This is a genomic window from Mycoplasmopsis agalactiae PG2 (assembly GCF_000063605.1).
GTDB lineage: Bacteria > Bacillota_I > Bacilli_A > Mycoplasmatales > Metamycoplasmataceae > Mycoplasmopsis > Mycoplasmopsis agalactiae.
Window position 1 is genome coordinate 331,414 of sequence record NC_009497.1, and the last position, 12,401, is coordinate 343,814.

Annotated in this window: 5 protein-coding genes; all 5 read left to right on the forward strand. The window is 30.6% G+C overall.

What is annotated here, in order from left to right:
- The first annotated feature begins 140 nt into the window (after positions 1-140).
- Positions 141-2,351 carry a putative immunoglobulin-blocking virulence protein gene (locus MAG_RS01480; protein ID WP_011949459.1) on the forward strand — a complete coding sequence of 737 codons (2,211 nt, stop codon included), beginning with the start codon at positions 141-143 and terminating at the stop codon, positions 2,349-2,351.
- A 28-nt stretch (positions 2,352-2,379) separates the two neighbouring features.
- Positions 2,380-4,977, forward strand: a complete 2,598-nt coding sequence (gene mip / locus MAG_RS01485; protein WP_011949460.1) for an Ig-specific serine endopeptidase MIP — start codon at positions 2,380-2,382, stop codon at positions 4,975-4,977.
- 77 nt (positions 4,978-5,054) lie between these two features.
- Positions 5,055-7,271 (forward strand): putative immunoglobulin-blocking virulence protein, encoded by a 2,217-nt coding sequence (locus tag MAG_RS01490; RefSeq protein ID WP_011949461.1) that lies wholly within the window; start codon positions 5,055-5,057, stop codon positions 7,269-7,271.
- 207 nt (positions 7,272-7,478) lie between these two features.
- A complete protein-coding gene (locus tag MAG_RS01495; protein ID WP_011949462.1) occupies positions 7,479-9,770 on the forward strand; it encodes a putative immunoglobulin-blocking virulence protein in 2,292 nt (763 codons plus the stop codon).
- A gap of 29 nt (positions 9,771-9,799) precedes the next feature.
- Positions 9,800-12,367, forward strand: coding sequence for an Ig-specific serine endopeptidase MIP (gene mip, locus MAG_RS01500; protein WP_011949463.1), 2,568 nt, complete (start codon positions 9,800-9,802; stop codon positions 12,365-12,367).
- Positions 12,368-12,401 lie beyond the last annotated feature (34 nt).

The following is a 12,401-nucleotide window of genomic DNA, read 5'->3' on the forward strand; positions in this document are numbered from 1 at the left end:
AATTTACTTTTTTATTTTCAATATTTAGCTGGTGATATATATATATATATATGCCCCTGGCTATTGTTAAACTAATCAGGCATATATAATATGCTTGATTTTTATTTTTTATGTTGCTATATCTTTAAATGGAGCTAGTTATGAACGTATTTAAGAAAAAGAAAAACAGAGTAATTATTTTTTCACTTGCTACAGGAGCAGTTATTTCTGCATCAACTGGTGCAGTTGTTTATTCATCTAACTCTGATTCAAATTTGTCAAGAATACTTTTTAATAACTCAACAGATGCACAGGTAGCAAATAATAAAAACAACATTAGTAAATCTACTGATTCAATTAAAGATAATAATGTAATTGAAAATACTAAACCTAAAATTATTAATCCAGCTGAAGAAGTAGCTCCTAAAACACCTGAAACAATTAGTGAAAATAGCTCAGCTCATGAAATAAATAGAACAACAGTAACTCCTGAAAGATCTGAACCATTAATTGCTAAACCGAATGTAATTACAAAAGAAATTGTTATTCACGGTGTTAAGGTTAAAGCAACTATTGAAGTAACTCCAGATAGACCCGTTTCTAAACATGATATGGATAGACAAATAAACAACATAAATCCTTACCAAAATATAATCGTAAGTAGAGTACTTAATGTTGAAGTAACTCAAGAATTAAGAGATAAGTCTATAAGCAATGCACTTGATGGAAAAGACGGCACAGGATTATTTGCTGGTACATTTTTCAAAACGCTTGAAAACATTTTTACTAGTAGTAGTGATCTAGCTTCTGCTGAAGCAGTTGTAAGGCAAAATATTGGAGTTTATAGAGACAATGTCCATCGTTATGAAAGACTGCTAAACAGTAAAAATGTAATAAACTTTTTAACTGAAAAAGGCAAACAAGAATACCCTTCAAAGAAGTTTGATTCTGAAATTCAAAGAAACATTTGACTTATTAACCATTTAGATAAAACTAAGTTTACTAAGTTAGCTAAAGATGCTGAAGCATTCTTAAGTCAAGGACTTGCAATTTCACCTAGATCGGCTATTATCAATGAAGATGGAACAATTAGCTCACATGGTTTTGCACCTGATGATCAATTTAACACAGTAACTTCAAGAGTTTCAAGAGACAACCGCGAAAGAAGAGTTTTTGGCTACGATTCACCATATGGTAGATCACCTGATAGTGTCTGAGAAGGCTCATATGAAGACTGAAGAAAAGAAGATGTTACAAATAAACCTGAATATAGTAAATATAATGTAAGCAGTGCTGATGGAATTAAATTAACTAAGCTCACTAGAGAAAAAACAGATAATAGTCCTGGTGCACTTAATGAAGGATTAGTTGTTGAGATTGACGCCGCTAATCAATCAGGCTATGGTAAGACTTTAGATCTTATAAATAAGCTTAAAAATGACAAAGTGCAAGTTACTTCATACAGAATTAAAAATATGGGTTCTAGTGATCCAAGTCAAGCATTTAAGAACATTCTTTTAGCGCTTCCAGACAACATTCCACAATTAGAATTATTCTTTTCAGCTGAAGCTACAAATACAAGTAGTTTAATTGCGCTAGAAAACAAATACATTAAAGAATTGTCGCTCTATACATTAGGTAATTCATTGCTTCATAAATGATCATTCAATCCTTTAGCATTAAGAAAAACTGAGTGAATTAATACAGTTGATTACAATGTAAGCAGAGACTTTTTACCTAATGTAGCAATACCAACAAGAATTACTTTTGACACAATTGCTTTTGATAAAGAAGACTTTGCAAATAAATCATTTGAGCGAATTAACGATGGATTAAGAATGGTATATTTTGCAAGAAACAATGAACCATTTTTCCAAGCAGGACTAGGCCCAGGACTAAATCCTGATCATAATGAAGGTAATAATAGTTATCCAATGGGCATTGATTTTTCTAGAATAGAAGAGATTAAATCACTAAGAAACTTAGTGTTTAATTACGTAGTTAATCCAAATAATACCCCTAGAAAAATCAGAAGGCTGACTTTATTTAATAATAATTCTTCATTTGAAATTTCTTCAGATGAACTAACTCATGCAAGTTTTGAACACTTTGCAACTGATGCTATGGATCAGTACTCTAAGCCAAAAATTATGTTTAGTAATGGCGATATAACTGATTCAATTAGAATAAGCGATTCTAATAAATTAGATTCACAAGCTATATGAAACTTATCTAAGTTTTTTGAATACAATGAAAAACTTAAGTCAACTAAAAGTATTAAAGTTCCAGAAAATGCAACTGAATTAAGAGATCAATTAATTAATTTAGGCTATAAAGTTGAAAACAGTGACGGCAATATAACATATACATAGAATTTACTTTTTAAAAGGAAATTAATTTATGAAAAAACTAAAGAAAACTTTGCTATTATGCTCATCTTCAATGCTTTTGCCAGCATTATTAATAGCTGCTAAGTGTAATAATGATTCAAAAAAGGATTCTAAAGAAGAGAAGAAAATAACTTTACTTAGTGATAGCGAATTTGAAAAATTAGTTAATGAAACAAATGATTTAAATGATCTTGCATCATTATCTTTTAGTGCAAACTTTGGCCAAAGCAAATCTTTAGATAAAACATTGCCAACTGAAATTGAAGAAAACCCTGGAAATCTAAAAATTAGTGTTAAAGATAAATATTCAGAAAGCATTATTGTTAAAGTTCAAGGAGCATCAACTGAAAAAGATACTTCAAGGAATATATCTAATATTAAAGGTGAAGTTAGTGTTTATGTAAGTTTTACAAACAAAAGTACAAGTAAGGAAATTTATAAAAACTTTACTCTTAAAGGGCTAGCAAATAATTCTGTTGGAGCTGATCATAATGGCAGATTATCAGGAGATTCACTTGCAGCTATTGGTGGAAAACAAGGGTATCTTGATTATCATAATAAAACACAAGCAGAAAGATTCAAAAAAGATAATAACGAGTATATTAATCAGCTTAAAGGTATGCTAAGTCGTAGCACAGGCAAGGAAGTAGACTTTAAGAGTTTTAGAAGCATATCAACAACTGATGAACAAGTCAAAAAGTTCAATGAAACAGCCAAATTAGTGAATTTTGATTCTTATGAAAATGCTGCATTAAAAGGATTTACTATTCCGGTTTATGAAAATGGTGACAACAATCCCAAGCTTAAAGTTTATGATGCGCCAGAAATGTCAAAAGGTCCATCTCCAATTGATACAATCGGCAGAAACATTTATAGATCAAGTGGTTTAGCTAGAACACTATTAAATGAAACTTACAAAACTATTGCTGAGCAAACTTTTCAAGTTTCATTTACAACCTTAAAAGATTTTGATGATGAAATTAAGCAAGCTGAAAACTTAAAAAATCAGATTACAAATTGAAACAGAGATCAGATAAATTCATTCACAGCAAAAGACAGGGCTAATCTTAAAGCAAATTATGAAACTGATGTTTATCAATTAGAATTAGAAAAAAAGAGTCTAAGCAAAGAAGCACTAAGAGGATTAGAGCAAAGTTTTCAAGACAGAAGAAAAAAACTTGATGATGATTTTCAAAAAGAAAACAGCAGACTTGAAAACATAACTAATGATGAATTAAAAAAAGAAATTGAAAAGCATATAGAAAACTATAGGCAACTAAAAAGCGAAGGAAGAACATATTCATCTGTTTCAGGAACAATGTGACTAATGGACTTTATGATTCCTGATAATGGCAAAGGCGCAACTAAATTTTATTTTGGTACTAACTCACACGTTGCTAAAGGTCTAACTGATAAAACAACTAAATTTTCTATGTCAAGAATGAATGAAAATGTCGGAGTTGGCTCACATTTTAGACTTAATGATTTAGATGATAGATTTACCAGATTCCTTTTTGATAATGTTGAAAAAGGCGCAATAAATGTTATTTTCCAAGCGACTGACTTTTTAGACAGTAAGCCATATGACTTTTTAGAATCTTCACAAAAAGAGAAGTTCAAGGGTGTCGAAGAATTTATGGACTTTGCAGTTATTGAAATTGACTTTGAGAAAATCCTAAACAATAATAAAGATCAAAATTTCAGCGCAATATCTAATGGCAAAAATCTTACTTCTAATTATTCAAGTAAAAGTACAGAAGACATTGTCAAATGAATTACTAACAATTACCAATCTAAAACTGACAAACATGTTAAATTTAGAGCAGATTCATATCTTAAAGACTATAGCAAAATTGACAGACCTATAATTCTTGATACTAAAAAGTCAGAAGAAGTTAAGAAATTTAATGCTTTAGATAGCTTATACATTCTTGGTTATCCTTCATCAACAGGTGACTATTTCCTAGAAAACTATATTGATGAAGATCAACAAAAAGTTGTTAAAACTAACTTTTCAATGTGAATTAATGCTGATGAAAAATACTATAAAAATGTATCTTCACAAGAAGGTGCTCCTTCAAATCATCCAAAAGAAAACTTGGAAAGAGGTGAGTTTTTATCTTATGAAATAGGTTATCGTTCATTTACTGATAAACCTGGTTTAACTGATGGATTTTTAGCAGCAAGTAGAACTGGAAATGAACTATACTCAATTAATGGAAAAAGCTACTTTAACTATGGTTTACACATAATGCCTAGATCGTATGTTCCTTCTGGTGGAGCTTCAGGCTCAAGTGTAAGAAACAAAAATAATGAATTAATAGCTGTATTCCATACTGCAAATAATTCAGCTAAAACAGGTTTAGCAGCAGCATTTAGATCATATGGTTATGATTATCAAGGCCTTTTTGGTGAGTACAAATTACCAGCATATGACTTAATATATGGCGGGGCTGCCGGTCAAAAGAATTCATATAGGGATGAGCTTAAGAAAAAATATCCTAAAAATGGAAAAGAACACAAAACTAACTTATTCCAAAATGGATTTGAAAAAGAGAACATTCCAACACAATTCAAGTTTAATGATTTATCAACCTCAACTAGATAAAATTACACATAAACCAGCCAAAATGACTGTTTTATAATGCTTTTAGTTTTAGTATGAACAAAAATAAGGAGAAAAAAATGAAGATTTTGAAAACTAAGAAAAACAGAATATTAATGTTTTCGCTTTTATCAGGTGGCATTGTTTCAGTGGCTGCTGGAGCAGCTATTTATAAAGCATCTTCAGATTTTGACTTAGCAAAATCTATTTTCTCTTCAGATTCATTTGATTCAGAACTAGCTAATAGTAATAATGTTAAGCACACAAATGATTCAATTAGAGACAAAAATATAACTGAAAAAGTTAATGAACCATTCAAAACAGAAGAACCTAAAACTGAACCAATTATTATAAAAACACCTAAAGCAGAAGAATCATCAACTGCTGAACCACCTAAAGAAACTATAAAACCAGTTGAATCTCAACCGATAGTAGCTAGCACAACTACTGAAAGAAGAGAAATAATTCTTAATGGTGTAAAAGTTTATGCTATTGTAGAAGTTAATCCTGATAGAAAAGTAAGCAACTATGATATAAAAAAAGGAATAGCAAATAGAGAACCATACCAAAGTACTATAGTTAACAAATTAGTTTCGGTTGAAGTAACTGATGAATTAAGAACAAGCACAGTAGAAAAAGCTTTAACTAGCGGCGAAGGTGATGGACTTTTTGATGGCACATTTTTCAAAGTTATTGATGATTTAATTAATGTTGATAAAGATTCATTAGAAGTTGCTGAAGGTGTGTTAAAACAAAATAGTCAAATATGAGAAAGTAATCTGTTCCGTTATAAAGAACTGCTTGATTCAGAGAATGTTGTTAATTTTTTAAAAGAACCTGCTAAAAGTGAATATCCAACCAAGAAGTTTGCTTCTGTTAATCAAAAATACATCTGATTAATAGCTAATTTAGACAAATCCAAATTCACAAAATTAGCTTCTACATCTGATAAGTATTTAAATGAAGGATTAGTAGTTAGCCCAAGAAATGCAAAAATAAATGCTAATGGAGAAATTGATGCCCATGCTTGATCACCTTCTCCTGAATTTAATACTGTTACTTCAAGATATGCTAGAGATAATAGTTTAAAAAGAGTTTTTGGCTATAATTCACACTTTTGACGTTCGCCTGATGATACTGAAGAAGGTAATTATCCTGGGTGAAAGAAAAGTGATGCAACTAATGAATTCAGCAGCTATGGCATAAGCGCTGCTGATGGCATAAATGTCTATAAATTAGAAAGAGAAGAAAAAATAAAAGAAGAAAACGGCCAAATTAATGAAGGCTATGTTGTTAACATTGATGCAAGGAATCCTGAAGGCTATAGTAAAACCAAAAAACTAATTGAAGATCTTAAGAGAGATGGCAAGAAAATTACTTCATACCGTATTAAAAATATGGGAGAAAACGATCCAGCACAAAAATTTAAAGAAATTTTAGCAGCCTTGCCTGATGACTTGCCACAACTTGAATTATTTTTCTCAGCTAATGCTACTAATACAAGTAGTTTAATTGCTTTAGAAAATAAGAAAATTAAAGAACTTTCGCTTTATACATTAGGTAATTCATTATTGCAAAAATGATCGTTTAACCCTTGAGCTTTCAAAAACACAGCTTGAATAAATACTAATGATTACAATGTAAGTTATGAATATGGCAGAAATAAACCATTAGCAACTAGAATAACTTTTGACACTATAGCTTTTGACCAAGAAGACTATAAAACAGAGAATAACTTCGAAAGAATTAATGACGGATTAAGATTAGTTTACTATGCTAGAAACAATGAAAGAGCATTCCAAGGAAGCTTTGGGCCTGGATTAAATCCTGACCATGCTGAAGGTGATAATAGCTATCCTGTGGGCTTAGACTTTTCTAGAGTGCCAAAAATAAAATCACTTAGAGGTTTAGAGTTTCATGATAGTCAAAATCCAAGCAATAAAGCTAGAAAAATTAAGAGACTAACATTATTTAATAATTCAAATACTTTTGAAATATCAGGCAGTGAACTTAATCAAGCTAGTTTTCATCATATAATGGAACCAGTTCCTGGTGATAGTGACAAACCTAAAATTATGTTTAGTAATGGCGATACAACAAACACAATTAAAATTAGTTCTAAAGAAAGATTAAGTTCAGAAGGACTTACAAACTTAAATAAATTCTTCCAATTAAATGATGTTCTTAGAGCAAGTAAGAAAATAATAGTTCCTGAAGGTGCTAGTGAATTAATAAGTCAACTACAGGGTGCTGGATTTAATGTTGAAGTTGGTACTGACGGCTTTACTTATACCTAGTAAATTTATCTAAAAAACTATAAATAAATTAGTTAGCAAAACACTATTTATTTAGTTCTTTCCACAAATTTTCCATATTTTTAACAGAAAAATTTATTTGTGCTTTTAAAAAAACACTTTCACTTTACACTTATTGCTGTACGCCCTTGTTATAGGGTTTTTAGTTAAGTTAATTAATTTTCATAAAATAATAATTTTAGGAGTAATATGAGTATTTTCAAAAAGAAAAAGAGCAGAATTTTACTAATTTCACTCTCAGTTGGAATAGTAGCGTCTGTCTCTTCTGGTGCACTAATTTATAACGCTGCTAGTGACAATAATTTAAGCAAATTATTATTCTCAAGTGAAAGCGATTCACTGCTTCATCCTTCAAGCAATGTTGATTACTCAAGAAGTGTTAATTCAATTACAGATAAAAACATTAAGGAGTTATCAAAGCAGCCAAAAGTTTTAGAAAAACCTGAAGATATAGAACCTATTGTTACCCCTAAAATTGAAATTAAACCAGAAGAAACAATTACTCCTCCTAAGGTTGAAGAAGCTAAGCCAGCTGAACCAGCCTCTACTCCTGAACCTCCTAGAATTACTCCTGAAATTCCAAATTACAAACCTGATGTTACTTCTTTAATCCAAAGAACTGAAAAAGTAAGAATTTTTGGTGTTGAAGTTAATGCAACAGTGCTAGCACGTCCTGATAGAGTTGTTTCTGAAGCTGATAAGAAAAGGGGAATAACTAATGTTAATCCTTATCAAAATGTGACTGTATCTAAATTATTAAATATTGAAGTAACTAAGGATTTAGAAAATAAGGTCATTGAAAATGCTTTAGGCAGTGACAAAGGACAAGGACTTGGCTTATTTAGCAATAACTTATTCAAGATTGCTGATGAAATTATAGGAGAAAGTGAAGGCTTAGATAAAGCTGAAGATGTTTTAGTTAAACAAAATCCTGGAACTTGAGGTGAACAGATCCATCGTTATAAAGCATTAATTGATTCAGGAAAATTTAAGCAATTCCTAAAAGAAGGAAAATTAGATGAATATAACAAACTTGTTAAAGAAAACTTCTTCAAAACTCCTAATCAAAAGATGCTTTGAATAATAATTAACTTAGATAAAAGCAAGTTTACAAAGATATCTCAAAAGTCATTAAATTACCTTAAACAGGGATTAGCAATTGATCCTAGAAATGCAATTATTAATGCTGATGGTATAATTGATTCATTAGGCTGAGATGTGCCAGATCAATACAACACAGTAACTTCTAGACTATCTAGAGATAATTCAACTAGAAGAGCGTTTGACTATGACGAATGATATCTTCGTTCATCAGATTCAATAGTTGATGGTAAGTTCCCTGGATGAACTAAGAGCGATAAAACTAGTGATTATAGTTCGGCATACAATATCCAACCTAGTGATGGAATTAAAGTATTTGAATTAACTAGAAATAATCCAGTTAATGATGGAAGCAAAAGAAATAGCGGCATTGTAGTTGAAATAGATGCTGCTAATTCTTCAGGCTATAACAAAATAAAAGAATTAGTTGAAAAATTCAAGGCGAATAATAAAGAAATTACTTCATACAGAATTTTCAATATGGGTGTAACTAGCCCTAGTCAAGAGTTTAAAGACATATTAAAGTCACTTCCTGATAATCTTCCTCAATTAGAACTATTCTTCTCAGCTCAGGCAACTAATACATCTAGTTTAATTGCACTTAAAGATAAAAATATTAAAGAATTATCTTTATATACAATGGGTAATTCATTGTTAGATTCATGATCATTCAATCCTTGATCATTAAACAAGGTTGAATGAATTAATACAAATGATTACAACGTTAGTGCTCAATATCCACCTAATACACCAATAGCAACTAGAATTTCATTTGATACAGTTGCTTTTGATCCAGAAGATTATTCAAAAGTAGGAGATTGAGAAAGAATAAACAATGGCCTAAGGTTGGTTTATTTTGTAAGAAACAATGAACCATTTTTCCAAGGAAGACATGGTTCAGGGCTTGAACCTGATACTGCAGAAGGCGGAAATAGCTATCCAACAGGTTTAGACTTTTCTCGAGTGCCAAATATAAAATCATTAAGAGGTTTAGTATTCCATGACATTGAAAAACCTAATAATGGTTCTAGAAAAATTAAGAGATTAACTTTAGCTAATACAAGTGAATCATTCGAAATTTCTTCAGATGAATTAAGTGCAGCTGGACTTGAAAACTTAGCAATTGGTGAACCTGAGCCACCTAAAATTTTCTTTAGTAATGGAAGCAGTACTAAATCAATCAAGATTAAGTTAAAAGATGGGACTAGACAGCTAGATGGCAGTGCTATAGAAAATCTTCGTAAATTCTATGCTTATAGTGATTCGTTAAAAGCAGGAAACAAATCAATCAAGGTTGATTCTAATGCTACTGAATTAAAACAACAGTTAGCGGGCTTAGGCTACAGTGTTGAAGAAGATAGTGGATTGCAATATACCTAATTTACCTATAAAACAGTGAGAAACATACTATGAATAAAAACAAAAAAATTTTATTAATTACTTCTGCAAGCATACTAACTCCTGCTTCAGTAGTTGTTGCTGCCCAGTGCAACACAAGCCAGAATAAATCACAAACTGTAGCTAGAGTTAAAGACTTAAGCAGTGAAGAGTTTCAAAAATTAATAGCTCAAACTGGTGATTATTCACAATTAGTTAAATTAGTTTTTGGCTCACCTGAGAACAGCAGACCACTAAGTGAATTTTTGCCTTCACAAATTGAAGATAATTATCATAACTTAAGTGCAGTTGTTAATGAAAAGTATGCTGATATCATTGATGCTAATGTAGTTAATGCTTCAACTGAAAAACAGTTGCCAACTATTATCTCTAATGCTAAAGGTGAATTAAATGTTTTTATTAATTTCAAGAACAAAAAAACAAATGAAACAGCAGAAAAAGCATTTAGGGTCACAGGGCTAAAATCTAATAATGGTTTACACCATTCAGGTGTACTTCAAAGATATCCTAATGATGCTCTTAAAGGTGCTGGTGGTTTTAAAACTTATTTAGGCTGAGACCAAAAGAAGCGTTTTGATTATGATAATAAGCTTTATGTTGATAGTATCAAGGGCTGATGAGGTGGCGGTGATATATTAGCAAAGCGTGAGCTTGATAAGACAACTGCTGATCAAAAGAAAAAATTTGATGAATTAGCTAAAAGTGTTGGTTTTGATAGCTATGAAAATGCAGCAGTAAAAGGATTTTCTCTTCCTGTTTATGGTACTGATGGTAATGTAACTGGTCTTAAATTATTTAATAATGAAGTAGGTAAATCAGCTTCTCATATTGATACTTTAGGTAGAGAATTACCTAAAACAAATGGACTTGCTAGAACAATTCCTAATAAAACTTATCAAACAATTGCAAAGCAAACTTACCAAATAACATTCAATTTCAAAAAAGATTTCAAAAAAGAGTTAGCTGAAATTGAAAAGAATATTAAGTTTTTTGAAAGCAAAGATGAGAAGCAAATTAAAGATTATCTAGAAACACAAATCAATGTCTTAACAAATAATCATAATTTCGCTCTTAGAGAAATAGAAAAAAAATGAGCATCGCTTTCCGAAGAAGCTAAAAAAGGTTTAGAAGATGCTCACAAAAGAGAAATTGAAGAAGAAAACAGGCAATATGAAGAGGAAAAAAATAAATATTCTTCTTGAAAAAAACAAGATTTAATTAATTGACAGAATGAAGAAAAGAAAAAAATAGAAGAGAAGAAAAATTCAGACCAATTCGGTGACAGAGTTTCTGGAACAATTTGAATTATGGACTACCAACTTCCTGATTCTGGCAAACAAGCTACAAAATTTTATTTTGGAACTAACTCTCACGTAGCGAAAATATTAAAAGAACATGAATTAACAGGTTTTTCTCTTTCTAGAGTTGATGGTAATGTTGGTGTTCATTCAACGTTTAAATTTAATGACTTAGACCCAAACTTCAAGAGGTTTAGCTTTACTAAACCTAATGGAATGATAAATAATGTCTTTGATGCTGTTGACTTTTTAAATACAAGTCCAAAAGATTATATTGATGATAGTCAAAAAGAAGACTTCAAAGACGTAGAAGAGTACATTGACTTTGCAGTAATTGAAATTGACTTTGAAAAAATGAATCCTTCTGAAGTAATTGTTTGAAGCGAAAACACAGATGTAAGCAACAAAATACCAAACAAAGATAACAAAGATGAACTTATTAAGGTAATCACAAATGATTATCAAAATGACACTAAAAATCACATTAAATTCAAATCTAAATCTTATCTAGAAAATTACAATGACATTGATGTTCCTTTAGCTATCAATGACAAGAATCCAGAAGATATTAAAAAGTGAAATGAAAAAGAAGGCTTATTCATCTTAGGTTATCCTCGTGCTGATAAAGACTTCTATCTAGATAGATATATTGATGAAGATCAAATCAAAGTTGCTAAAGAAAATTACTCATTATGAGTTAATGGTGATCATAAATGATATAAGCAACTAGCTACACCAGAAGGACAAAAGCCCGCTTTTCCCGAATATTCAGTTAATAATGGTGGCAGATTATCATATCAAATAGGTTATAGAACTTTTACTGATAAACCTGGCTTAACTGATGGCTTTCTAGCAGCTCCTACAATTGGTGGTGAGTTCTATTCAATAACTGACAAAAGTGACAGTAAAACAAAGAAATACGTCAATTATGGACTTCACTTAATGCCTAGATTCTATGCTCCTAATGGTGGTGCGTCTGGTTCTAGTGTTAGAAATAAAAACAATGAATTAATTGCTGTATATCATGCATCAAACGACAGTGCAAAAACTGGTCTAGCAGCTATATTTAGATCTCCTGGTAAAGATTATAAAAATCTTTTTGGTGGCTACAACCTACCACAATATGACTTAATTTATGGTGGTGGCAAAGAGCAAAAGAACTCTTATAGACAAGCATTAAAAGAAAAATATAATAAAAACGGAACACAATTTAAAACTAAATTATTCAGCGATGGATTAGAAGACAACAACATTCCTAGTGAATTCAAATTTAATAATTAAGCCAGATAATCCTACAAAATAGAGTTATTAGTAA